The sequence below is a fragment of the Zavarzinia marina genome, from assembly GCF_021568905.1.
Taxonomy (GTDB): Bacteria; Pseudomonadota; Alphaproteobacteria; order Zavarziniales; family Zavarziniaceae; genus Zavarzinia; species Zavarzinia marina.
The window spans coordinates 85,725-109,307 of the sequence record NZ_JAKGSB010000005.1; the positions used below are offsets into that span (position 1 = coordinate 85,725).

The window sequence follows — 23,583 nt, forward strand, 5'->3', positions numbered from 1 at the left end:
ATGGGCCTGCCCCGCATGTTGACCATCGGTGCGCTGTCTGACGCCTATCGTGCCGGCACGACGACCCCCGTCGCGGTGATGGAGGCGGTGATCGAGAGGATGGCCGCCTGGCCCGATCCCGCCGTCTGGATCTCGCGCTTCGACGACGACGCGCTCCGCCGGGCCGCGCGCGACCTGATGGCGGCGGGCGGCCCCGGGCCGGACCGGCCGCTGTGGGGCATTCCCTTCGCGGTGAAGGACAATATCGACGTCGCCGGCCTGGAGACGACGGCGGCCTGCCCCGCCTTCGCCTATCGCCCGGCCTGCGATTCGACCGTGGTCGCGCGGCTGCGGGCGGCGGGGGCCATTCCCGTCGGCAAGACCAATCTCGACCAGTTCGCCACCGGGCTGAACGGCACGCGCTCGCCCTATGGCGCGCCGCGTTCCGTGTTCAGCGCCGATCATGTCTCGGGCGGGTCCAGCTCCGGCTCCGCCGTCGCGGTCGGCGCCGGGATCGTGCCCTTTTCGCTGGGCACCGACACGGCGGGTTCGGGGCGGGTGCCGGCGGCCTTCAACAATCTGGTCGGGGTGAAGCCGACCAAGGGCATGTTGTCCACCATGGGCCTGGTGCCGGCCTGCCGCAGTCTCGACTGCATTTCGGTCTTCGCGGCGACGGCGGCCGAAGCGGACATGGTGCGCGCCATCGCCACCGCCCCCGACGCGGCGGACGCCTATTCCCGGAAGAGCGCCGACGTGACCCTGCCCGCGGCCGGGCTCAAGGTCGGCGTGCCCGTCGGGGCGGAACGCGAATTTTTCGGCGACACCGCCAATGCCGACCTGTTCGAGGCGGCGATCGAGCGCATGCGCGGCCTGGGATGCACCATCGTCGAGATCGATTTCGCCCCCTTCAGGGAGGCGGCGAACCTGCTCTATGCCGGGCCCTGGGTGGCGGAACGCATGGCGGCGGTCGAGAATTTCCACAGGAAGCACGCCGCCGACATGGACCCGATCGTGCGCAAGATCGTCGAAAGCGCCGAGGGGGTTTCCGCCGTCGACGCCTTCCGGGGCCAATATGCCCTGGCCGCCTTCCGGCAGAAGACCCGGGCGGCCTGGGATGCGGCGGATATCCTGCTGCTGCCGACGACGCCGCTGTTCCCGACGGTCGCGGCCATGAAGGCGGACCCGATCGGGCTGAACAGCAAACTCGGGCGTTACACCAATTTCGTCAATCTGCTGGACTGCGCCGGGATCGCCGTGCCGGCGGGCTTCCGGCCCGACGGCCTGCCCTTCGGCATCACCCTGATCGGGCCCGCCTTCTCGGACGCGGCGCTCGCGGTCTGGGGCGACCGGCTGCACAAGGCGGCGGCCGGTGGCATGGGGCTGGACCGCGATGCCGATCTTGCCGCCATGCCGGCACCCGTGGGGCCGATGGTCGAGCGGATTTCGATCGCGGTCGTCGGCGCCCATCTGTCGGGCATGCCGCTGAATCATCAACTGACCGACGAGGGCGGCGTCCTCGTCAAGCGCTGCCGGACGGCGGGCGACTATCGGCTCTATGCCCTGCCGGGCACGGTGCCGCCGAAGCCGGGCCTGATCCATGCCCCGGGCTTCGACGGCCCGGGGCTGGAGGTCGAGGTCTGGGCCCTGCCGGCGGCGGCCTTCGGGCGCTTCGTCGCCGCCATTCCCGCGCCGCTGGGCATCGGCAAGATCAGCCTCGAGGACGGTTCCGCCGTGTCCGGCTTCCTGTGCGAGGCCCATGCCGTGCAGGGCGCGCCGGAGATCACGCCATTGGGCGGCTGGCGCGCCTATTGCGCCAGCGCCTGATCCCGATCAGTTCGAGGCGGCGAGGGCGGCGGCGCGTTTCGCCGCCAGCGCCTTTTCGGCCTTGCGCCTGCGCAGCCACATCATGATGCCGGTGATCGCGAAGAGGAGGGGCAGCAGCCCGCCGACGAAGATCACCGCCTGCCAGAGGGGTCCCGTGTTGTTGCCGTCGTGGATCCAGCGGATCCAGCGCCGCACCATGTCGCCCGAGGCGGCCGGCGGGGGCGGCGGCTGGAGCCTGGCGACGCCCGTCGCGTCGGCGACGGTGACCGACGGCGTCTCGACCCCGGTCAGATTGATGCGCCATTCGGGCGCCTGGCGGCTGGGCGGCATCAGCAGGACCGCCCGCGCGCCGGGCGCCGCTTCCGCCAGACCCGCCGCCAGCGCCTGATCCGGCGTCAGCGCCGTTTCCGCCAGCATCTCGACCGCGCCGCGCGGCCGCCCGCCGGGCCCGCGCGGCCCGCCTTCCGGCATTTCGACGAAGGCGCCGAGCACGGCGCGCGACGTCTGCGGGAAGGACAGATACATGCCGGTCAGCGACAGCACCGCCAGGGGAATGGCGATCCAGATGCCGAACATGTGGTGCAGATTGGCGGTCGGCCGCATGTTCCTGCGCCAGCCCAATGCCCGCACCAGCGACAGGCGCCGGGGCCACCACAGATAGATCCCCGAGAGCGAGAGCACCAGCATCGCCACGCCGACCCAGCCGACGATCTGCCGGCCGGAGAATTGCGGCACCAGGAGATTGCCGTGCAGGTCGTGCATCAGGCGCATGAAGGCATTGGCGCTCGGCCCCTCGTCCAGAACCGCGCCGGTCGGCGGATCGAACCAGACCGAGACGGTGGCGCGGGGACTGGCGGCATCCGCCGGCCGCAGCACGACTTCGACCGGATCGCCCGCTTCCGCCGGCAGGGCCACGCGCGACAGCACGGCACCTTCGCCGGCGCGCACCGTCGCCGTCGCGATCAGATCCGCCAGGGGAATCCCGAGGGCGTCGCCCGTGGTCGCGTGACGCTGGGGCGCCAGCACTTCCTCGATCCCGTCGTGCCAGACGAGGAGGCTGCCCGAAATGCCGACCGGCACCGCCAGCAGGCAGAAGCCGATCCCCAACCACAGGTGAATATCGCGCCAGAGAGTCCGCAGGCGGCGGGATGAAGTGCTCCGGGATGAGGTGCTCATGGGGGTTGGTCCATGTCGAGGGAGGGAGCCGCCCGGACCGGCGCAGGGCCGGCCGGTAGGCACCGATCAGGTTACGGTATCGTGGCGTTTCCGCCACACGGACCAGGAAACGCGAAGCTCCGGCCGACCGTGTAACGGTGTGCGGCGCGGTTTCCTTCGTCTCCGACGCCTTCGATCAGAAAATGTGCTCAATGTTGCAATTGCGAGTCATTCCTAATGTAAATAAGAACGCTTCGCAACAATTGGGTTCGCTTATTGAGGGTTGGGCGATGAAGAATGAAAAGATCCTGCGCCAGGCGTCGCGGGCCGCGATCCTGGCGGTCATGGCCTCGGCGCCCTTGGCCGTTGGCACGGCCTGCGCCGAGGACACCGCGAATGCGGCCACGACGACCGCCACAAGCGGCCAGACGGGTGGCAGCACGGCCCTTCCGACCGTAACCGTGACCGGCACGGCATCGTCGAACACCATGCAGGCGCCGAGCGGTTTCGGCCGCCTGCCCCAGGCGGTGGAGGATACGCCGCAGACCATCAAGGTGATCGACCAGAAGACAATTCAGCAGCAGGGCATCACCAGCCTGGATCAGGCGCTGAAGATGGTGCCCGGCATCACCAACGACGTCGGCGAGGGCGGCGGCGGCATGAACGGCGACCAGTTCCGCATCCGCGGCTTCAACGCCAAGAACGACATCTATTCGGACGGCCTGAAGGATTTCGGCGTCTATGTCCGCGACACGTTCAACACCGAGAGCGTCGAGGTGCTGATCGGTTCATCGGGCGCGACCACCGGACGCGGCGCCGAGAGCGGCGCGATCAACACCACGTCGAAAACCCCGGTGGCGAATGATTTCATCACGCTCGGCGGCAGCATCGGCTCGGCGCCCTCGGCACGCGGCACGATCGACATGAACCGCATGATCGACGAGACCACGGCGATCCGCCTGAACCTGCTCTATACCGAGTGGGACGTCGCCGGCCGCGACGTGCCGAAACAGAGCCGCTTCGGCTTCGCCCCCTCGATCGCCTTCGGCCTCGGCACCGATACCACCCTGACCGTCGCCTATCTGCACCAGCAGGATCACCGCGTCGCCGACTATGGCATCCCGACGCTGGCGACGGGCGTCGACTTCTCGACCAACCCGGGCACGGTTTCCGGCACCAGCGGTCCGGCGCCGGTCGACCGAGAGAATTGGTATGGTTCCGACATCGATCGAGACGATACCACGGCCGATATCGTGACCATTCGCCTCAGCCATCAGGTGAACGATTGGCTGACGATCACGAACGACACCCGTTACGGCCACTACACGCGCGATTTCCTGACGACGGTGCCGTCGTGTTCCGGCGGCGGCGGTCGCGGCGATCCGAATGTCTATCCGGGATCCTGCCTGTGGAACCTGTACGACAACGACCCGACGACGACCCCCATCATGTCGTTCGGCGGCGGCAATCCGTTCTACCAATCGGAGAATTGGGGCGTGCAGAACGTCACAACGGCGATCGCCGATTTCACGGTCGGCGGATTCAAGAATCAGTTCGTCGGCGGCATCGACCTGACCTACGAGGAATCCGAACGCACGAATTATGGCGGCCAGATCCGGCCCGGAGATGTCTCGCTGCTCGATCCCTATGACTATGTCGTCGACATGTCGGGTGTGACCGTGAACCGCGAAGTTTCCGGTGAGACGCGGAACTATGCACTCACCGCCAGCGACCAGTTCTGGTTCACGGAGCAATTCTCGCTGCTGGCCGGTGTCCGCTGGGACTATTTCGAAGCGACGGTGGATGATACGAACCAGGCGCGGCGCGCCGAGACGGACCTGAATTTCTTCAGTCCCAAAGCGTCTCTGATCTGGCAGCCGACCGACAGCCAGACTTATTACGTCACGTGGGCCCAGGCAAAGACGCCGCCGACCGCGAGCAACATCGCGAACGAGGTGACGCCTGGCAACGTAGACCGCGAGGATGCCGATCCAACCGAGACGGAGACGATCGAAATCGGTGCCAAGGTCGGCCTTTTCGGTGACCGCCTGGGCCTCGGAGTGGCGCTGTTCCAGACCGAACGCCAGAACGTCCGACAAGAGGACGACACGGGTGTGGAAGTCGTCCTTGCCGATGCCATCAAGAACCAGGGCATAGAGCTTTCGGTGACCGGCAAGATCACCGAGCGGTGGGACATGCAACTGGCGTACACCTATATCGACTCCGAAGTGGACGACAGTGGCACGGCGGCCAACACCGGTCAGTCGGTGGCCGCCGTTCCGGAACACGCGGCCAGCCTTTGGACGAGCTACCGTCCGATCGACCCGCTGAATCTGGGCCTCGGCTTCACTTACAAGGATGGGATGACCCTGAACGGCGACGGCAGCAACAGTGTCCCGCACTATCTGTCGGTCGACGCGATGATCTCCTATCAGCTCACGGAAGGCGCCTCGGTCCAGATCAACGGCTACAACTTGCTGGACCGGGACGACAATTACGCCCAGGTGCGCAGCGGCCGCGTGGTGCCGGACGTCTCGCGGAGCGTCGTGTTCTCGACCAACGTGACCTTCTGATCGCACCCTCGTGACGTCGCTCCCGCCTGCGCCGGGATGACGCCATTGGTCGAGTGTCACTATGATCCGGGGGCGGGCACCGGAGCCCGCCCCCGGATGTTTCGCGAGTGGATGTCATGCTGATCGTCATTCCCGATCTCCTGCCGGCCGAGACGGTCGTCCAGATGCGGGCCGCGCTGGAGCGGGCGGCCTGGGTCGACGGCAAGGTGACGGCGGGTCAGCAGTCGGCCAAGGCCAAGCACAATCTGCAGATCCCGGAAGGATCGGAGGTGGCGCAGGCGCTGGGCGATCAGGTCCTGAAGGCGCTGGGGCGGAACCCGGAATTCCTCAGCGCCGCGCAGCCGTTGCGGATCTATCCGCCGCTGTTCAACCGCTATGACACGGGCATGCGCTTCGATGCCCATGTCGACAATGCGATCCGCATGGTCACGGGCCATGGCATGCGCATAAGGACCGACGTTTCGGCCACCCTGTTCCTGTCCGATCCCGACAGCTACGACGGCGGCGAACTGGTGATCGAGGATACTTATGGCAGCCAGGCGGTGAAACTGCCGGCGGGCCATATGGTGGTCTATCCCGCCACCAGCCTGCACCGGGTGACGCCGGTGACGCGCGGCAGCCGCTGGGCCTCCTTCTTCTGGATCCAGTCCCTGGTGCGCGACGACGGCCAGCGCCGCCTGCTCTACGAGATGGATGTGGCGATCCGTCGTCTGCGCGCGGAACTGGACGACGAGCATCCCTCGATCCGCAGCCTGGTCTCGACCTATCACAACCTGCTGCGGCGCTGGGCCGAGATGTGATCGCCGGGGGGTGATTTCGCGATTGCGAAGCGTGGCCGGCATCGCTATAGGACTGTGATTGAAACTCATTCTCATGTATCGCGCGGCAGACATTGCAAAGCCGCGCCCGGAGTTCGACTGATGGAACCGACAACCGATCCGGCCGTCCCGACGGCGAGCGAACTGCCGATCGATCCCGGCGCCCTGAATGCCAACACCTTGGATGCCAACACCCTGGATGCCAACGCGCTGCCGGACGGTACCGCCCTCGATCCCTCGGCGGTCCTCGATCCGTCAGCGACGGGCGGCATCGGCGACGCCCTGACGACGCAGGCCCATGAGATCACCGTCTCCGGCCTGTTCCTGCAGGCGGATCCGATCGTCAAGGCGGTGATGATCCTGCTGATCCTCGCTTCCGTCGTCACCTGGGCGGTGGCGATCGAGAAGAGCCTGCGCCTGCGCCGCCTGCGCCGCGAGACCGCCGCCTTCGAGGCCGGCGTCGCGGCGCGCAAGGGCGCGGCGATCGCCGGCGAACTGCAGGGCATGCCGCGCGCGGCGGTCGATGCCGGCCTCGTCGAATGGCGCGAACTCGAGGCGGAAGACGCGGGCGAACGCCGCATGCGCGCGGAACAGGCCATGCGCCTGTCCGTGACCGAGAATCTGCGCGAGGTCGAGAAGGGCCTGCCGTTCCTGGCCACCGTCGGCTCGGCCGCGCCCTTCATCGGGCTGTTCGGCACCGTCTGGGGCATCCTGAACAGTTTCACCGCCATCGCCAACAGTCAGGACACCAGCCTGGCGGTGGTCGCGCCCGGTATCGCCGAGGCGCTGTTCGCCACCGCCATCGGCCTCGTCGCGGCAATTCCGGCGGTGATGTGGTACAACGCCTTCGCGACCCAATTGGGCCGGCTGGGCGCCCGGCTTTCGACCGCCATCGCCCGCCTCGCCAATCAATTGGGGCGGAAGCGGGTGGCAGCGGGCGATCTGCGCCGCGCGGCCGAGTAAAAGGCGAGACCCATGGCAGGCGGAATGTTGCCGGGCCCCGGCGGCGAGGAAGGCGGCAGCCTCTATCGCCCCGTGGCCGAGATCAATGTGACACCCTTCGTGGACGTCATGCTGGTGCTGCTGATCATCTTCATGGTGGCGGCCCCCCTGATGATGGTGGGCGTGCCCGTGCAATTGCCGAAGACGTCGGCGACCAAGGTCCAGCCGCCGGAGGAACCCCTGGTGGTCTCGATCGATGCCGACGGCCGCGCCTTCATCGACAAGGATGGTTTCACCGACGTCGACCTGCTGGCGCGCCTGAAGCGGATGGCGGCCGAGACGCCCGACCGCGTGGTCTATGTCCGGGGCGACCGCTCCGTCCAATACGGCCGCCTGATGGAGGTCATGGGCATCGTCTCCACCGCCGGCTTCGGCAAGCTGTCGATGATCGCCGAGACCGCGCCGGCGGCGCCCTGACGATCCGCCATGAACCGTTCGCGTCCGACCGCCCTCGGGGTTTCAGCGCTCGTCCATGTGGCGGCGATCGCCGGCCTCGTCCTCTTCGTCGACGGCCGCACCGGCGCCGAATTCAAGGCACCGCCGACCATCGAACTGATGCTGCCGCCCATGGCCGCCGCCGCCGCCAGCGCCGTTCAGCCCCAGCAGGCGGAGGAAATCGAGGCCGAGGACGCCATCGACGCCGAGGACGTGCCGGAAGTGGTCGAGGCGGTGGAGCCGGACCCCGTGCCGGTGCCGGTGATGGAGGATGCGGTCGAGGCCGTCGAAGCCCCCGTCGTCGTCGCCAAGGCCGAGGAACCGGAAAAACCGAAGCCGGAAGAAAAGCCGAAGCCGAAACCCGAAAAACCGAAGCCCCGGGTCGAGAAACCGAAGAAGCCGAAGCCGAAACCGCGCCAGGAAACGTCCCAAGAGGAGACCGTGCCCGCGCCGGCGGCGACGACGCCGGTCACCTCCGACGCGCCGCCGAAGACCGTCGCCTCCGCCGCTTCGGCGGGCGCGGCTTCCGTCGCCGGCGGCGGCCGGCCGGGCGCGAAGGCGGATTACTCCGCGCAGCTCCAGGCCTGGATCGAGCGGCACAAGCATTACCCGGACCGCCTGCGCAGCCGGAACATCACCGGCATGCCGTCCGTCACCTTCGTCATCGACCGCGAAGGCAACCTCGTGGACTGCTGGGTCGAGACGACCAGCGGCCGCGAAGCCCTGGACAAGGCCGCCATGCGCACGATCCGCCGCGCGGACCCGTTCCCGCCACCGCCGCCCGAAGTCGCGGCCCTGCAATTCACCGTGTCGATCAACTTCCAGATCAACAAGTGAGCCGGCGCCGATAAAAAAGCGAATCCGATCGCTGCCAGCGAAGGAAAGCGGCGCCTATCGCGTTCATATCCGACGTAATCTCTGATCCATCGAATCGCGTCGGAGTCCGATGTCCCGTCCCGCTCCCTCATTTCTGCGCCGGCACCGCTGGTGGCTCCTCCTCCTCGTCGCCCTGGTCGCGGCCGCCGGCATCTACTGGTGGCTCGCCGGGATGAACGGGAACGGCAAGGTGCAATATGTCACCGCGGCGGTCGGCCGCGGCGATATCGAGGATACGGTCTCCGCCCTCGGCAACCTCCAGCCGCGCGACTATGTCGACGTCGGCACCCAGGTTTCGGGCCAGTTGAAGGTGATCCACGCCGAGGTGGGCGACCATGTCGAGCAGGGCGAGTTGCTGGCCGAGATCGACCCCACGGTCTATCAGTCGCGGGTCGAGGCGGACGAGGCGCAGCTCCTCGCCCTCAAGGCCCAACTCGCCGACCGCGAGGCCCAGGCGGTGCTGGCCGGCCAGCAGTTGAAGCGCCAGCAGACCCTGTGGCGCCAGCGCGCCACGACCGAAGAAGCGGTGCAGCAGGCCGAAGCCAGCCTGAAATCCGCCAATGCCGCGATCGACCAGATCAAGGCCCAGATCCAGCAGACGGAATCGACGCTGCGCGGCGATCAGGCCAATCTCGGCTATACCAAGATCTATGCCCCGATGACCGGCACCGTCACCTCGCTGTCGGCGAGGCGCGGCCAGACCCTGAACGCCAATCAGTCGGCGCCGATCATCCTGCAGATCGCCGATCTCGCCGTGATGACGGTCGAGACCCAGGTGTCTGAAGCCGACATCTCGCGCCTGAAGATCGGCATGCGTGCCTATTTCACCACGCTGGGCGGCGGCGAGAAGACCTGGTCCGGCACCCTGAAGCAGATCCTGCCGACGCCCGAAGTGGTGAACAACGTCGTCCTCTACAATGCGCTGTTCGACGTCGAGAACGGCGACGGCGCTCTGATGACCCAGATGAGCGCCCAGGTCTTCTTCGTCATCGCCGAGGCGCGCGACGCCGTCACCGTGCCTGTCGCCGCCCTGAAGACGCCGACGCCCCGCCCTCGCCCCGAAGGGACCACGCGCCCCGACGGGGCGACCGAGCGCCAGCGCCCAGAAGGGTCGGAGGCCCGGCCGCGCCGCGACGGCGGCGATGGCACGCGCGCCGGCAAACCCTATCGCGTGCAGGTGATGGGGCCCGATGGCGTGCCGGTCGACCGGCGCGTGCGCATCGGCGTCGCCAACCGCGTCTCGGCCGAGGTGCTGGACGGCTTGGCGCCGGGGGACATCGTCGTCGTCGGCATGCGCTCCAGCGCCGCCGTCGCCGACGACCAGCGCGGCGGCATGCCGGGCCTCGGCTTCGGCGGGCGGCCGCCGGGACGGCCCTGATGGCCCCCCTGATCGAGTTGCGGGACATCCGCAAGACCTATGTCTCTGGCGGGGGCGAGGTCGCGGTCGAGGTCCTGCACGGGATTTCCCTGACCATCGAGGCCGGCGAATTCGTCGCCATCATGGGCCAGTCCGGTTCCGGCAAGTCGACCCTGATGAATCTGATCGGCTGCCTGGACCGGCCGACCAGCGGGCAATATCTCTTCGCCGGGCGCGACGTCTCGAAATTCGAGGGCGACGAACTGGCCTGGGCCCGGCGGGAGGCCTTCGGCTTCGTCTTCCAGTCCTATCACCTGATCGGCACCGCGACGGCGACCGAGAATGTCGAAGTGCCGGCCATCTATGCCGGGCTTTCGCCGGCGGCGCGCCATGCCCGCGCGGCCGACCTGCTCGCCACCCTCGGCCTCGGCGACCGGCTGACGCACCGCCCCAATCAACTCTCCGGCGGCCAGCAGCAGCGCGTCTCCATCGCCCGTGCCCTGATGAACGGCGGCAAGGTGATCCTGGCGGACGAACCGACCGGCGCGCTCGACAGCCGCAGCGGCGCCGAGGTTCTGGCCCTGCTGGCGGATCTGGCGGACCGGGGCCATACGGTGGTCGTCATCACCCATGACCCGGAAGTGGCCGCCCATGCCGACCGCGTGATCGAGATCCGCGACGGCCTGATCACCGCCGACACGAGGCGCCGCCCGCCCCGCGCCCCGGCCGAAATCGCCCTCGAGCGCGAGGAAGAGAGCGCGGCGGGCATGCTCGCGGCGTTCGGCGAGGCGATGAAGATGGCCGTGCGCTCGCTCCGCGCCAATCTGTTCCGCACCGTGCTGACGCTGCTTGGCATCGTCATCGGCGTCGGCTCCGTCGTCGCCATGCTGGCGGTGGGCGAGGGAGCGAAATCCGCCGTCGTCGACCGCATCAGCGCCATGGGCACCAATCTTCTTCTGGTCCGGCCGGGATCGCCCGCCCAGCGCGGCGTCGGCGGCCAGGTCGCGACCCTGGTGCCGGAAGACGCCGTGGCCATCGCCGAACTCGACAACGTCATGTACGCCCTGCCCGAGATCCAGAGCAATTCGACCCTTCGCGCCGGCGCCCAGGATCACCAGACCCAGGTTTCCGCCGTCGGCCAGGATCTGCCCGGCACCCGCGACTGGCCGGTGGAGGAAGGCACCTTCTTCACCGACGCCGACAACCGCGCCTATGCCACCGTCGCCGTGCTGGGCCGGACCGTGGCCGACACCTTGTTCCCGGACGGCAGCAGCCCGGTCGGCCGTTTCGTGCTGTTCGACAATGTCCCCTTCCAGGTCATCGGCGTGATGGCGGTGAAGGGTGCCTCGCCCATGGGCTCGGACCAGGACGACGTCGCCTTCGTGCCCTTGCAGACCGGCATGCTGCGCCTGTTCGGCGCGCGCAACCTGCGCACCATCACCGTCGCCGTCGCCGACGTCGATCGGATCGACGAGACCCAGGAGACGGTGACCGACCTCCTCATCCAGCGCCATCGCGGGCAGGAGGATTTCCGCGTGCGCAACATGGCCTCCATCGTCGAGACCGTGTCGGAGACCCAGAACACCATGACCGTTCTGCTCGGCTCCATCGCCGCCATCTCGCTGCTGGTGGGCGGCATCGGGGTGATGAACATCATGCTGGTCTCGGTGACCGAGCGGACGCGGGAGATCGGCATCCGCATGGCGACGGGAGCGCGCACGCGGGACATCATGCAGCAGTTCCTGACCGAGGCGATCGTCGTCTCCGGCCTCGGCGGGGTGATCGGGGTCGCGGGCGGCGCCGGCGTCGCCATGATCCTGGAGGCGGTGGGCATGCCCATTCAATTCTCCGGCGGGGTGATCGCGCTGGCCTTCGGCTGCGCCGCCGCCGTCGGCCTGATCTTCGGTTTCGCCCCCGCGCACAAGGCCGCCCGGCTCGACCCGGTGGTGGCCCTGTCGAGCGAATAGGCCCGCCCATGAACCACGCTTCGAGCATCGCCCTCGCCGCCGCCCTCGCCCTCGCCGGCTGCAGCTACAAGTCCACCCCGACCCCCGAAGTGGTGACGCCACCCGCAGCCTGGGCCGCGCCCGCCATCGCGGGCGAGGGTGTCTGGCCGGCCGCCGACTGGTGGCAGGGGTTCGCCAGCCCGGAACTGGCCGCGCTGGTCGCCGCCGCCAGGACCGGCAATACCGATCTCGCCCAGGCCGCCGCCCGCGTCGCCCAGGCGGAGGCGTCGCTGCGCATCGCCGGCGCCAGCCTGTGGCCCAGCCTGGGGCTTTCCGCCGGCGGGGACCTGCGCCGCCCATCGGGCGCCAATGATTGGTCGGATTCCTATTCCGCCGCCCTGTCCGCCTCTTACGAAGTCGATTTCTGGGGCGCCAATGCCGCCGACCGGGCGGGCGCCGCCGCCGGCCTGGACGCCAGCCGCTTCGACGGCGAGACCGTGACCCTGACCGTCACCGCCTCGGTCGCCTCCACCTATCTCCAGGTGCTTTCGCTCCGCGACCGGCTGGACGTCGCGCGGCGCAATCTCTCGATCGCCGAGGACGTGCTGGCCCTGGTGGAGGCCAAGGTCGGCGCCGGGGCCGCCTCCGATCTCGATCTCGCGCAGCAGCGGACCGTGGTCGCCCAGCGCCGCGCCGCCGTGCCGCCGCTCGAACAGAACGTCCGCGAACAGCTCGCGGCGCTCGCCGTGCTGCTGGGCCTTGTGCCGACCGGCTTCGATGTCGCCGGCACCTCGCTGTCGCCCATCGTCGTGCCGCCGCTCGCGGCGGGCATGCCCTCCAGCCTCCTGCAGCGCCGGCCCGACGTGAAGGCGGCCGAGGCGCGGCTGGCCGGCGCCGATGCCGATATCGCCGCGGCCCGCGCCGCCTTCTTCCCGCAGGTGACCCTGTCCGCCGGCCTGGCCCTGTCGGGCGCTGCCGCCGGCGATCTCTTCTCCCTGTCGGATGCCGCCTGGTCGCTGGGCGCCTCGCTGGTGCAGACCATCTTCGACGGCGGCCGGCGGGAGGCGCAGCGTGACCTGGCGGAAGCGCGGAAGGTCGAACTGCTGCAATCCTATCGCGCCGCGATCCTCGCCGCCTTCCAGGACGTCGAGGTCGCCTTGGGCGCGGTCGATACCCTGGACCGCCAGCGCCGCCTCCAGGACGAGGTCGTGGCCCAGGCGCGCCGCGCCCTCGAACTGGCGCAGATCCAGTACCGCGCCGGCGCCTCGGACCTCCTGTCCGTGCTCTCGGCCCAACAGTCGCTCTATTCGGCCGAGGACCAGGCGGCGCAGATCAAGCTGTCCGCGCTTCAGGCCCGGGTCACCCTCTACCGCGTGCTCGGCGGCGGCTGGTCGTCCTGACCGCCGCCCTCAATGCAGGATCTGGGCGAGGAACTGGCGGCTGCGCTCGTTCTTCGGATTGTCGAAGAATTCGGCCGGCGGCGCTTCCTCGACGATCTCGCCCTTGTCCATGAAGATCACCCGGTCGGCGACCTGGCGGGCGAAGCCCATCTCGTGGGTGACGCAGAGCATGGTCATGCCGTCGCCGGCGAGGCCGACCATGGTGTCGAGCACTTCCTTCACCATCTCGGGATCGAGGGCGGAGGTCGGCTCGTCGAACAGCATGATCTTCGGCTTCATGCACAGCGCCCTTGCAATGGCCACGCGCTGCTGCTGGCCGCCCGACAGGGCGCCCGGATATTTGCCCGCCTGATCCGGGATGCGCACCCTGGTCAGGTAATGCATGGCGACCTCTTCCGCTTCCGCCTTGGAGAGACCGCGCACCTTCATCGGCGCGAGGGTGCAATTCTCGAGGATGGTCAGATGCGGGAACAGGTTGAAGTGCTGGAATACCATGCCGACCTCGCGGCGGATGGCGTCGCCGATCTTGCCGTCGTCGGTCAGCTCCGTGCCGTCGACCAGGATGCGGCCTTCCTGATGCTCCTCCAGCCCGTTGATGCAGCGGATCATGGTCGACTTGCCGGAGCCGGAGGGCCCGCAGACCACGATCCGCTCGCCCCGGGCGACCGACAGGTTCAGGTTCCGCAGAACCTGGAACTTGCCGTACCATTTGTTGACGCCGACCAGCTTGACGGCGGTTTCCTGGGTGCCCGGGACGTGCGGCATGGTGGGTTCCTCGGATCGAAGACGGTCGCGTCACCCCGGCGCGGACCGGGATGACGACATGGGGGTGGATTACAGGGTCGGCAGGTCGGGCAGGGTCTCGCCGAACCACTTGACCGCCAGGGCGTCCAGCTCGCCGTTGATCTTCTTCTGCATGATGAAGACGTTCAGCCACTGCAGCAGGTCGACGTCGCCCTTCTTCAGGCCGATGAAGCAGGGCGAATTGCGCAGCACGAATTTGCGCGAGACCTGCGCGTCGGGCATGTCCTTGGCGATCTTGGCGGCGACGACGTTGCCGGTGACCAGCACGTCGACCTGGCCCGAGAGATAGGCGGCGATGGTCGTGCCGTTGTCCTCGTAACGCTTCACGTCGGCGTCCTCGGACACCAGGCGCGAAATCTCGATATCCTCGACCGAGCCGCGGGTGACGCCGACGCTCTTGCCGGCGAGATCGGCGACGCTCGAAACCGCCAGATCGTCGGCGCCGTAAGCGGCCGAGAAGAAGGGCGCATAGGCGGCGGTGAACCAGATCGCCTTGGCGCGTTCCGGCGTCGCGCCCATGGACGAGATCACCAGGTCGACCTTGCCGGTCTGCAGGTAGGGAATGCGGTTGGCGGAGGAGACGGGCACCAGTTCGACCTCGACCCCCATGTTCTCGGCGATCAGCTTGGCGACGTCGATGTCGTAGCCTTCGGGCTGCAGGTCGGGGCCGACGGAACCGAAGGGCGCGAAATCCTGCGGCACGGCGATGGTGATCTTCTTCTTCTCGAGAATGTCGTCGAGCTGGCTGGCGGCGGCGGGCACCGCGAGGCCGAGGGCGAGGGCGGCGGCGGTGCCGAGCGCCAGGAGTCGCTTCATCATCTTGGTAACCTTTCCTGTTTCGGTTTGGGATTCACCGGCTGGCCAGGCGCCGTTCCAGAAGACGGCTGGCATAGGAGAGCGGATAGCAGAGGGCGAAATAGACCAGCGCCACCACGGCGAAGACGAAGAAGGGCCGGAAGGTGACATTGTTCAGCATGGTCCCGGCCTTGGTCAGTTCGACGAAGCCGATGATGGAGGTGAGCGCCGTGCCCTTCACCACCTGGACCGAAAAGCCGACCGTGGGCGGCACCGCGAGGCGAAGCGCCTGGGGCGCCACGATGTCGCGAAAGACCTGGAGGAAGCGAAGGCCCAACGCCTTGCCCGCCTCCCATTGGCCGCGCGGCACCGCCTGGATCGACGACCGCCAGATTTCCGCGAGGAAGGCGGCCGCGAAGAGGATGAGCGCCGTCGCCGCCGCGACCCAAGGCGAGATTTCGACACCGACCACCGCCGGCCCGAAGAAGCAGAGGAAGATCAGCATGAGCAGCGGGATCGACTGCACGGCGGCGATGAAGCCGGCCGACAGCCGCTCCAGCGGCTTCTTGCCGGAGACCCGCATCACCGTGACGACGAGGCCCAGAAGCGCGCCGCCGACGAAGGCGATCAGGCTGAGCACCACGGTCCAGACCGCGGCATCCAGGAGGAGGGTGGTGATCTGCCAATCGGTGAATTGACGCATGGCCCCGGTCCTTTTCAGCGGGCGCCGCGCAGCCAGGGGAACAGGCGCCCCCCGGAGAGCAGCAGGAGACTGCGGATGGCGAGCGCGAGCCCGGCATAGATCAGGGTGACGACGATATAGACCTCGAAGGCACGGAAGGTGCGCGACTGGATGAACTGGCCGGCGAAGGTCAGATCCTCGGCCGAGATCTGCGACATGGCGGCGGAGCCGAGGAAGACCAGGGTGAATTGCGAAACCAGCGCCGGCCAGACCTTGGCGAGCGCCGGGCGCAGCACGACGTGGAAGAAGACCTGGCGCGGCCGCAGGCCCAGCGCCGCGCCGGCCTCGTATTGGCCCTTGGGCGTGGTTTCCAGGGCGCCGCGCACGATTTCGGTGAAATAGGCGGAGACATTCAGGGTCAGCGCCAGGAAGGCCGCCGTATTGGCGTCGATCTTCACGCCGGCGGAGGGCAGGCCGAAGAAGATGAAGAAGAGCTGCACGATGAAGGGCGTGTTGCGGATGAATTCGACATAGGCCCGGATCAGGATGCGGAGCGCCCGCGCCGCCCGGCGCTGGCCCTCGGCGAACAGGATCGCGAGGCAGAGGCCGACAAGCCCGGCGGCCACGCACACCACCACCGTGAAGATGCTGCCCTCGATGAGCAGCGCGCCATAGCGCGTCACGTCGTCGAAATTGAGTTCCATCGCCCCGGCCCCCGATACGCCTGCCGAAAATCGACGCCCGGCGAAATCCGCGAATGCCGAAAAATTCGGCACGCTTTCGCCGATGCTGAATATTTCATCTGCGGCCGGGTCAGGGAACGCACGCTCTGACCGAGAGACTATCGCAGTAATTTTGAAAATCGCCGGGCCCGCAGGCTCTTTCCCCCGAATTGCGAACGCGCTACGCCCATCTGCGGAGGAGACCGCCATGACCCAAACCGCCACCACATTGATCGATCGGCGCGACGTCGACTTCCTGCTGCACGACGTGCTGGCGCTCGACGCCCTGTTCGGGCGCGAGCGCCATGCGGAGCACGACCGCCAGACCGTCGCCGCCATGCTCGACACCGCCGAGAAGCTGGCGGCCGATCATTTCCTGCCCCATGCCGCCAAGCTGGACGCCCAGGAACCGACGTTCGACGGTGAAGACGTCCACATCATCCCCGAGGTCAAGGCGGCGCTGGACGCCTATTCGGCGGCGGGCTTCATGTCGGCCCATGCGGATTACGACTGGGGCGGCATGCAATTGCCCCACACCGTTTCCATGGCCTGTTCCGCCTTCTTCTCCGCCGCCAATATCTCGACCGCCGGCTATCCCTTCCTGACGCGGGGCGCCGCCAACGTCATCGCCAAATTCGGCACGGACGAACAGAAGCAGGCCTATCTGCCCAACATGCTGTCGGGGCGCTGGTTCGGCACCATGGCCCTGACCGAGCCCGGGGCCGGCTCCGGCCTCGCCGACCTGAAGACCACCGCGGTGCCGGGCGACGACGGCATCTACAAGGTGACGGGCAACAAGATCTTCATCTCGGCCGGCGAGCACGGGCTTTCCGAGAACATCGTCCATCTGGTGCTGGCCCGCATCAAGGGCGCGCCGGCGGGAGTGAAGGGAATCTCCCTCTTCATCGTGCCGAAGATCCTGGCCGACGGGACCCGCAACGACGTCCGCCTGGCCGGGCTCATCCACAAGATGGGCTATCGCGGCACCACCTCGACCATGCTGAATTTCGGCGAGGCGGGCGGCGCCACCGGCTATCTGGTGGGGGAGGCGCACAAGGGCCTCACCTATATGTTCCACATGATGAACGAGGCGCGGGTTGGTGTCGGCCTCGGCGCCGCCGTGCTCGGCTACGCCGGTTACCGCACCGCCCTCGACTATGCCAGGACGCGGCTTCAGGGCCGGCCGCCCGCCGCCAAGGACCCCAATCTGCCGCCGGTCCCCATCGTCGAGCACGCGGACGTGAAGCGCATGCTGCTCGCCGCCAAATCCTATGCCGAGGGGGCGCTGGCGCTCTGCCTCTATGGCGCCCGCCTGGTCGACGACAGCGAGACGGCGGAGACCCCCGAAGCGCGCGACCGCGCCTTCCAGCTCCTCGACCTGCTGACGCCCATGATCAAGTCCTGGCCGTCGCAATGGGCGCTCGCCGCCAACGACCTCGCGATCCAGGTCCACGGCGGCTACGGCTATACGCGGGAATATCCGGTCGAACGGCTCTATCGCGACAACCGCCTGAACCCGATCCATGAAGGCACCTTCGGCATCCAGGCCCTCGATCTCCTGGGGCGGAAGGTGCTGGCGGACCGGGGCCGCGCCCTCGCCCTCCTTTCGGAAGAGATGATGGCGACGGTGCGGGCCGCGCCCCCCGCGCTGGCCCAGGAGGCGGCGGAACTGACCAGCGCCATCGGCATGGTTTCGGAGACCGTCGCGGTGCTGGGCCGCGCCGCCGCCGGCAACCAGCTCGAACAGGCCCTGGCGAATGCCGCCGTCTTCCTCGAGATGCTGGGCCATGTGGTGGTGGCCTGGATGTGGCTGCGCCAGGCCACGGCTGCCGAGGCGGCGATCCATGCGGGATCGGGCACCGGCAGCGGCCCCCGCGCGGCTTTCCTCGACGGCAAGATCCGCGCGTGCCGCTATTTCTTTCGCTGGGAACTGCCGCGCATCGGCGCCCAGGCCATCCTCCTCCAGCGCCTGGACCAGACCTGCGCCGAGATGCCAGTCGAATCTTTTGGCTGACGATTCCTTCGGCTGAGGACAGATCCGGCGGCGCCTCCGGCGCGTAGACATCAACGGGAGGACCCCCTGCCCTGGCGTCCTCCCCACCCGCCCCGAACCTGAATGGGCCGGGCGACGTCCCCCTCTGCCCCGGGGACGAACTCCTGCCGCCCCGCCGGGCCCCTTCGCCGGTGGGGCGGCTCCTTCCCCTTTCAAGTCGACCCCCGCTCAAGCCAGCCCCCGCTCAAACCGGCCCCCACCCGAATCACCCCTGTTCGACTTTTGTCGCATTGCAGCATCCGCATGGCCCACCTGTGCCATGGAGGTTTGTGCGCGCCTGAATACGGGCCTACCGTATTTTCAATGACATTCTGTCACGCCGATTCCGGGCTCGTGACGGATATGTGATGCGTGAACATTTCTGACATTTTTTACCGAAATCCCCGGAAACCGCGACTTTTAGGCCATTTTTGGCCCTTTCGACGCCCTTGCGGAATGAACGAATCAAAAATTATTTACAAAAAATCGCAGATAGGGCTTGCAGTGAATAAATTTTGAGATATTTAGTATTCATCGTTCATGGATGGGGCCCCGAGGGGGGCACGGGCCGACGGGGCCCTCCGGGACGACGGAACTCGAGGAGGATGGACATGACGACCATCACGAACATCGCCAAGGAAGTGACCTTCGGCCGTATCGCGACCTTCGTGGCGCTCGCCTATGGCGCCGCGGTCCTGGCGCAGATGACCGGCGCCGTGCTGGCCTGACGGCCGCCCGCCCCAAACGAGACACGAGAGAACGGAGACCAACGATGAGCAAGCTGGGCTTCAATGAGATCTTCGGCCGCGTCGCCACCCTGGCGGTCGTTGCCTATGCCGCCGCCCTGGTGATCGAGACCGCCGGCCACCTCGCCGCGATCGCCTGACCGCGATCGCACCCGATCAACCAACGAAGACAAAGAACCCAAGGGACAAGGACGATGATCGACCTGATCAAAAAGCCGTCGCACCTGTTCGACCGTCTCGCCCTCATCGTCGTCGCCGCCTATGTGGTGGCCCTCGCGATGCAGTCGGCCCAGAACGTCGGACTCGCCTAACCGGCTCCCCCCACCCTTCCCCGGAAGGCCCCTCCCGGCCTTCCACCCTAGGCCCGTCCCGCAACGACGAGCCGAAACTCACCCCCCGGACCGGGCAGCAATGCCCGGGCCGGGGGTTTCTTTTTTGGTAAGAGCCTTCTGATCACATGGCTTTCTCCCCGGTTCCCTTCGCCCCACCCCCGGCCTATCCTGTTCCCCACACCTCGACGGAGCGCGGACATGATCGGTCGGCTGGCAGCAGTGGTTCTGGGTCTCGGGTTGGCGTGCGCCCCCGTCGTTTCCACGCCCGCGCGGGCGCTCGACAAAGTGGTGTTCGGGACGAACTGGCTGGCGCAGGCGGAACATGGCGGGTTCTATCAGGCGGTGGCGGACGGGACGTATGAGAAATACGGGCTGGAGGTCGAGATCCGCATGGGCGGGCCGCAGGTCAATCACTCGCTGCTGCTGGCGGCAGGAAGGATCGACTTCAACATGGGCGGGGAGGGTTATGGCGCCCTGAACTATGTGCAGAACGGCATTCCCGTGCGCGCCATCGCCTCCATCTTCCAGAAGGAACCCCGGGTCATGATCGCCCATCCCGATACGGGGGTGGCCACGCTGGCCGACCTGAAGGGCCGGCCGATCCTGCTCTCGAAGGATGCGCTGTCGACCTATTGGCTGTGGATGAAACGGACCCAGGGTTTCACCGACGATCAGATCCGGCCCTACAACTTCTCGCCCGCGCCCTTCATGGCGGACCCGCGGATGATCATGCAGGGCTATCTGTCGTCCGAGCCCTATACGGTGAAACAGGCCGGGATCGAGCCGGTCGTCCTGCTGCTGGCCGACTATGGCTATGACACCTATTCGACCACGGTCGAGGTGAAGCAGGACCTGATCGACGCCAACCCCGAGCTGATCCAGCGTTTCGTCGATGCCACCATCATCGGCTGGAAGACCTATCTGACCGGCGATCCCGCCGCCGCCAACGCGCTGATCAAATCGGCCAACCCCGAGATGACCGACGATCAGATCGCCTATGCCATCAAGGTGATGAACGAGCACGGCATCGTCATGTCGGGCGATGCCGAGACCCTGGGCATCGGCGCCATGACCGACGCGCGCTGGCGATCCTTCTTCGACGGCACGGTGGCGGCCGGGATCTATCCCGCCGATCTCGACCTGAAGAAGGCCTATGACCTCCGCTTCGTGAACAAGGGCGTCGGCCTGCATTGAGCCTGCTGCGCATCGAGGGGCTGGGGCTTCGCTTCCCGAACGGGGTGACGGCGCTCGACGGCGTCGACCTCGCGCTCGAGGGCGGTGAATTCCTCTCCCTCCTCGGGCCGTCGGGCTGCGGCAAGTCGACCCTGCTGCGGGCGGTCATGGGGCTCGCGCGGCCGGATACCGGGCGGATCGCCTGGGCGGGCGGATCGCGGCCGAGGGTGGGCGTGGTGTTCCAGGATCCGACCCTGATGCCCTGGGCCGGCGTGATCGACAATGTCGCCCTGCCGCTGCGCCTGGCCGGGCTGGACCGGGCGGCGCGGGAGAAAGCGGCGCTCGCGGCCATCGAGCGGGTCGGGCTTGCCGGGTTCGAGCGGGCGGTGCCGCGCGAATTGTCTGGCGGCATGCGCATGCGGGTCTCGATCGCGCGCGCCCTGGTCGGCGATCCCGACGTTCTCTTGATGGACGAGCCCTTCGCCGCGCTGGACGAGATCACCCGCCTGCGCCTGGACGACGAATTGCGGGCACTGGCCTCGGCGCGCGGCACCACCGTCCTCTTCGTCACCCATTCGGTGTTCGAGAGCGTCTATCTGTCGTCGCGGATCGCGGTTATGACGCCGAGGCCCGGCCGGATCGCCGGGACCCTGGCGGTCAAGCGGCCGGCGGCGGGGGATTTCCGCGCCACGGCGGACTACGCGCGCCAATGCGGCGAGGTCTCCGCCCTGCTGGGCCGGGTGATGGCGGCATGAGGGGCGCGCTGGCGGCCCGGGGGGCGCCCCTGATCGTCGGCCTTCTGGTGCTGGCGGCGTGGGAGGCGCTGGTGCGCCTGAACGACATGCCGCCCTATATTCTGCCGGCGCCGAGCCGGATCGCGGCGACCCTGTGGAGCGATCGCGCGATCCTCCTCGTCTCCCTGGCGGTCACCCTGAAGACCACCTTCGCGGCGCTGGTCACCGCCGCATTGTCGAGCCTGGTGCTGGCGATCCTGTTCCGCCAGAGCCGCTGGATCGAGCGCAGCCTCTATCCCTATGCCGTAATCTTGCAGGTTACCCCCATCGTCGCCATCGCGCCGCTGATCCTGATCTATGTCGAGGATCCCTTCGCCGTGATGCTGGTCTGCGCCACCATCGTCGCCTTCTTCCCGATCCTGTCCAACACCATGCTGGGCCTGCGGTCCGTCGATCCCGGGCTGGAGGATATGTTCCGGCTTCAGGGCGCGGGGCGGCTTCAGGTGCTGTGGCTGCTGCATCTGCCGTCGGCCCTGCCGCATTTCCTGGCGGGATTGCGCATCGCCGGCGGGCTGGCGCTGATCGGGGCCGTGGTCGCCGAATTCGTCTCCTCGACCACGGCGGGCGGCGCCACCGGGCTTGCCTGGCGCATCATCGAGGCGGGACAGCGCCTGAACGTGCCGCGCATGTTCGCGGCGCTGGCCCTGATCGCCGCATCGGGCATTGCCATCTTCGCCCTGCTGACGGCACTCTCGCATATCGTGCTGCGGCGCTGGCACGAGAGCGAAAGAACGGGTTAGGGAAGGGAACGGTCGCCAGATGGGCGCGAGGCTTTTGGAAATCCGCCGGATCGCCCTGCCGGTCCGTCCCTTCGATCTGGGAAAGGTGAAGCTGGCCGGCGGGCGGGAATTGCGCCTGTCGCTCGGTATCGGCTCGGGCCTGTCGCGGCGCCCGGGGGACCCGCCGGGCCGGCTCTATGCCGTCACCGACCGGGGCCCCAATATCGCCTGCGAGGATGCGAAGGACATTCTGGGCGAGGACGCGGCCGCCCCCTTCGCCGACATGAAGGACGGCAAGATCTTTCCCCAGCCGGATTTCCAGCCGTCCATCATCGCCCTCGACATCGCGGCGACGCGGGTGCGGCTGGCGTCGCGCATCGGGCTGCACGGCGCCAAGGGCGAGGCGCTGACCGGCCTGCCCAACCCGCTGGAGGGCGAGGGCGCGCCCGCCATGGAAGGCGCCTTCGACCTGTCCGGCGCGCCCATCGCCCTCGATCCCGGCGGCATCGACACGGAATCCGTCGCGGCATCGACCGACGGCACCTTCTGGGTGGGCGAGGAATATGGGCCGAGCCTGCTGCATGTCGATGGCGAGGGCACGGTGATGGAGCGTATCGTGCCGAAGGGCATGGGCCGCTTCTATCGCAAGGCACCCTATCCGGTGCGCGAGCGCCTGCCCGAGGTTTTCGCGAGGCGGCGCCTGAACCGGGGCTTCGAGGGCCTGACCATCTCCCCCGACGGCCGTTTCCTGCACTTCATGACCCAGAGCGCGCTGGGCCATCCGGAACGCGAGGTGGCGCTGTGGTCGCGCAACATCCGCCTCGTCACCTTCGACGTGAAGAAGCGCGAGGTGGAATGCGAACACCTCTACCGCCTCGACAAGCCCGACAGCTTCAAGAGCGACAAGGGCGCCGAACGCCGCCATGTGAAGGTGGGCGACATGTCCGCCGTCGGGCCCTATGACCTCCTCGTGGTCGAACGGGTGGAGAAATCGTCGAAGATCTTCCACATCCGCCTGACCGCGGATCAGCGCCTGGACGCCGATTGGCTGGACGTCGAACACCGCCCGACCCTGGAAGAGACCGACAGCCGCAACCTGCGGCGCCGGAACGTGCCCGTGCTCGAGAAGCGCCTGATCCTCGACTCCGATCGCGACAGCGGCCTGCCGCCCAAGATCGAGGGCCTGAGCTGGTTCGACGAACGCACCCTGGTGGTGATCGACGACGACGACTTCGGCATCAGGGGCGAGCGCAGCGCGGTTCATGTGCTCCGCTTCGACGGACCGATCATTTAAATACATGAACACGTCGTCCCGGCGCAGGCCGGGACCTTTTCCAGGCAAGGGCGCCCCTCTCGTCACGAGATCCCGGCCTTCGCCGGGATGACGGCCGGAGGAGGGGGAGGGCCGCGTTGATTTCT

Annotated in this window: 19 protein-coding genes; 14 read left to right on the forward strand and 5 right to left on the reverse strand. The window is 67.8% G+C overall.

What is annotated here, in order from left to right:
- On the forward strand, positions 1 to 1,803 hold the full coding sequence (atzF, locus tag L2U69_RS14000; protein WP_236107743.1) for an allophanate hydrolase: 1,803 nt from the start codon (positions 1 to 3) through the stop codon (positions 1,801 to 1,803).
- A gap of 6 nt (positions 1,804 to 1,809) precedes the next feature.
- On the opposite strand, the gene L2U69_RS14005 is transcribed toward atzF, so the two are convergent.
- Positions 1,810 to 2,979 (reverse strand): PepSY-associated TM helix domain-containing protein, encoded by a 1,170-nt coding sequence (locus tag L2U69_RS14005; RefSeq protein WP_236107744.1) that lies wholly within the window; start codon positions 2,977 to 2,979, stop codon positions 1,810 to 1,812.
- A gap of 137 nt (positions 2,980 to 3,116) precedes the next feature.
- Here L2U69_RS14005 and L2U69_RS14010 point away from each other — a divergent pair, with 137 nt between their 5' ends.
- From L2U69_RS14010 to L2U69_RS14045, 8 genes are all read left to right on the forward strand, one after another.
- Positions 3,117 to 5,531 (forward strand): TonB-dependent receptor, encoded by a 2,415-nt coding sequence (locus tag L2U69_RS14010; protein WP_236107745.1) that lies wholly within the window; start codon positions 3,117 to 3,119, stop codon positions 5,529 to 5,531.
- Positions 5,532 to 5,647: 116 nt separating this feature from the next.
- Entirely contained in the window at positions 5,648 to 6,331 is a 684-nt protein-coding gene (locus L2U69_RS14015; protein ID WP_236107746.1) for a Fe2+-dependent dioxygenase, read from the forward strand.
- A 120-nt stretch (positions 6,332 to 6,451) separates the two neighbouring features.
- A complete protein-coding gene (locus tag L2U69_RS14020; protein ID WP_236107747.1) occupies positions 6,452 to 7,312 on the forward strand; it encodes a MotA/TolQ/ExbB proton channel family protein in 861 nt (286 codons plus the stop codon).
- Between the two features lie 12 nt (positions 7,313 to 7,324).
- Positions 7,325 to 7,768, forward strand: coding sequence for an ExbD/TolR family protein (locus tag L2U69_RS14025; RefSeq protein WP_236107748.1), 444 nt, complete (start codon positions 7,325 to 7,327; stop codon positions 7,766 to 7,768).
- Between the two features lie 9 nt (positions 7,769 to 7,777).
- The gene (locus L2U69_RS14030) at positions 7,778 to 8,623 is read left to right on the forward strand and encodes an energy transducer TonB (RefSeq protein WP_236107749.1); all 846 of its coding nucleotides are present in this window, start codon (positions 7,778 to 7,780) and stop codon (positions 8,621 to 8,623) included.
- Between the two features lie 109 nt (positions 8,624 to 8,732).
- A complete protein-coding gene (locus L2U69_RS14035) occupies positions 8,733 to 10,040 on the forward strand; it encodes an efflux RND transporter periplasmic adaptor subunit (RefSeq protein WP_236107750.1) in 1,308 nt (435 codons plus the stop codon).
- Positions 10,040 to 11,986 carry a MacB family efflux pump subunit gene (locus L2U69_RS14040; RefSeq protein WP_236107751.1) on the forward strand — a complete coding sequence of 649 codons (1,947 nt, stop codon included), beginning with the start codon at positions 10,040 to 10,042 and terminating at the stop codon, positions 11,984 to 11,986. Before L2U69_RS14035 ends, L2U69_RS14040 begins: the two co-directional genes overlap by 1 nt.
- Before the next feature lie 8 nt (positions 11,987 to 11,994).
- The gene (locus L2U69_RS14045) at positions 11,995 to 13,365 is read left to right on the forward strand and encodes an efflux transporter outer membrane subunit (protein ID WP_236107752.1); all 1,371 of its coding nucleotides are present in this window, start codon (positions 11,995 to 11,997) and stop codon (positions 13,363 to 13,365) included.
- 9 nt (positions 13,366 to 13,374) lie between these two features.
- Here the strand turns inward: L2U69_RS14045 and L2U69_RS14050 are convergent, their stop codons facing one another.
- The 4 genes from L2U69_RS14050 to L2U69_RS14065 form a co-directional block, all read right to left on the reverse strand.
- Entirely contained in the window at positions 13,375 to 14,130 is a 756-nt protein-coding gene (locus L2U69_RS14050) for an amino acid ABC transporter ATP-binding protein (RefSeq protein WP_236107753.1), read from the reverse strand.
- Between the two features lie 69 nt (positions 14,131 to 14,199).
- Complete coding sequence (locus L2U69_RS14055) at positions 14,200 to 14,988, reverse strand: transporter substrate-binding domain-containing protein (RefSeq protein WP_236107754.1); 789 nt, start codon at positions 14,986 to 14,988, stop codon at positions 14,200 to 14,202.
- 31 nt (positions 14,989 to 15,019) lie between these two features.
- On the reverse strand, positions 15,020 to 15,667 hold the full coding sequence (locus L2U69_RS14060; protein ID WP_236107755.1) for an amino acid ABC transporter permease: 648 nt from the start codon (positions 15,665 to 15,667) through the stop codon (positions 15,020 to 15,022).
- A 14-nt stretch (positions 15,668 to 15,681) separates the two neighbouring features.
- The gene (locus tag L2U69_RS14065; RefSeq protein WP_236107756.1) at positions 15,682 to 16,350 is read right to left on the reverse strand and encodes an amino acid ABC transporter permease; all 669 of its coding nucleotides are present in this window, start codon (positions 16,348 to 16,350) and stop codon (positions 15,682 to 15,684) included.
- 226 nt (positions 16,351 to 16,576) lie between these two features.
- On the opposite strand from L2U69_RS14065, the gene L2U69_RS14070 reads away from it, so the two are divergent.
- The 5 genes from L2U69_RS14070 to L2U69_RS14090 all read left to right on the forward strand — a co-directional run bounded on the left by L2U69_RS14070 (position 16,577) and on the right by L2U69_RS14090 (position 23,458).
- Entirely contained in the window at positions 16,577 to 18,382 is a 1,806-nt protein-coding gene (locus L2U69_RS14070) for an acyl-CoA dehydrogenase (RefSeq protein ID WP_236107757.1), read from the forward strand.
- Between the two features lie 1,294 nt (positions 18,383 to 19,676).
- Positions 19,677 to 20,672 (forward strand): ABC transporter substrate-binding protein, encoded by a 996-nt coding sequence (locus tag L2U69_RS14075; RefSeq protein WP_236107758.1) that lies wholly within the window; start codon positions 19,677 to 19,679, stop codon positions 20,670 to 20,672.
- Positions 20,669 to 21,406: an ABC transporter ATP-binding protein gene (locus tag L2U69_RS14080; protein ID WP_329605405.1), complete on the forward strand. Its 738-nt coding sequence runs from the start codon at positions 20,669 to 20,671 to the stop codon at positions 21,404 to 21,406. Before L2U69_RS14075 ends, L2U69_RS14080 begins: the two co-directional genes overlap by 4 nt.
- Positions 21,403 to 22,185 carry an ABC transporter permease gene (locus L2U69_RS14085; RefSeq protein ID WP_236107759.1) on the forward strand — a complete coding sequence of 261 codons (783 nt, stop codon included), beginning with the start codon at positions 21,403 to 21,405 and terminating at the stop codon, positions 22,183 to 22,185. Before L2U69_RS14080 ends, L2U69_RS14085 begins: the two co-directional genes overlap by 4 nt.
- A gap of 19 nt (positions 22,186 to 22,204) precedes the next feature.
- A complete protein-coding gene (locus L2U69_RS14090; RefSeq protein ID WP_236107760.1) occupies positions 22,205 to 23,458 on the forward strand; it encodes an esterase-like activity of phytase family protein in 1,254 nt (417 codons plus the stop codon).
- Positions 23,459 to 23,583: the final 125 nt, after the last annotated feature.

Coding starts and splice junctions, on each gene's coding strand:
- atzF (WP_236107743.1), top strand. CDS start 1: ATGGGCCTGCCCCGCATGTTGACCATCGGTGCGCTGTCTGACGCCTAT.
- L2U69_RS14005 (WP_236107744.1), bottom strand. CDS start 2,979: ATGAGCACCTCATCCCGGAGCACTTCATCCCGCCGCCTGCGGACTCTC.
- L2U69_RS14015 (WP_236107746.1), top strand. CDS start 5,648: ATGCTGATCGTCATTCCCGATCTCCTGCCGGCCGAGACGGTCGTCCAG.
- L2U69_RS14020 (WP_236107747.1), top strand. CDS start 6,452: ATGGAACCGACAACCGATCCGGCCGTCCCGACGGCGAGCGAACTGCCG.
- L2U69_RS14025 (WP_236107748.1), top strand. CDS start 7,325: ATGGCAGGCGGAATGTTGCCGGGCCCCGGCGGCGAGGAAGGCGGCAGC.
- L2U69_RS14030 (WP_236107749.1), top strand. CDS start 7,778: ATGAACCGTTCGCGTCCGACCGCCCTCGGGGTTTCAGCGCTCGTCCAT.
- L2U69_RS14035 (WP_236107750.1), top strand. CDS start 8,733: ATGTCCCGTCCCGCTCCCTCATTTCTGCGCCGGCACCGCTGGTGGCTC.
- L2U69_RS14040 (WP_236107751.1), top strand. CDS start 10,040: ATGGCCCCCCTGATCGAGTTGCGGGACATCCGCAAGACCTATGTCTCT.
- L2U69_RS14045 (WP_236107752.1), top strand. CDS start 11,995: ATGAACCACGCTTCGAGCATCGCCCTCGCCGCCGCCCTCGCCCTCGCC.
- L2U69_RS14050 (WP_236107753.1), bottom strand. CDS start 14,130: ATGCCGCACGTCCCGGGCACCCAGGAAACCGCCGTCAAGCTGGTCGGC.
- L2U69_RS14055 (WP_236107754.1), bottom strand. CDS start 14,988: ATGATGAAGCGACTCCTGGCGCTCGGCACCGCCGCCGCCCTCGCCCTC.
- L2U69_RS14060 (WP_236107755.1), bottom strand. CDS start 15,667: ATGCGTCAATTCACCGATTGGCAGATCACCACCCTCCTCCTGGATGCC.
- L2U69_RS14065 (WP_236107756.1), bottom strand. CDS start 16,350: ATGGAACTCAATTTCGACGACGTGACGCGCTATGGCGCGCTGCTCATC.
- L2U69_RS14070 (WP_236107757.1), top strand. CDS start 16,577: ATGACCCAAACCGCCACCACATTGATCGATCGGCGCGACGTCGACTTC.
- L2U69_RS14075 (WP_236107758.1), top strand. CDS start 19,677: ATGATCGGTCGGCTGGCAGCAGTGGTTCTGGGTCTCGGGTTGGCGTGC.
- L2U69_RS14085 (WP_236107759.1), top strand. CDS start 21,403: ATGAGGGGCGCGCTGGCGGCCCGGGGGGCGCCCCTGATCGTCGGCCTT.
- L2U69_RS14090 (WP_236107760.1), top strand. CDS start 22,205: ATGGGCGCGAGGCTTTTGGAAATCCGCCGGATCGCCCTGCCGGTCCGT.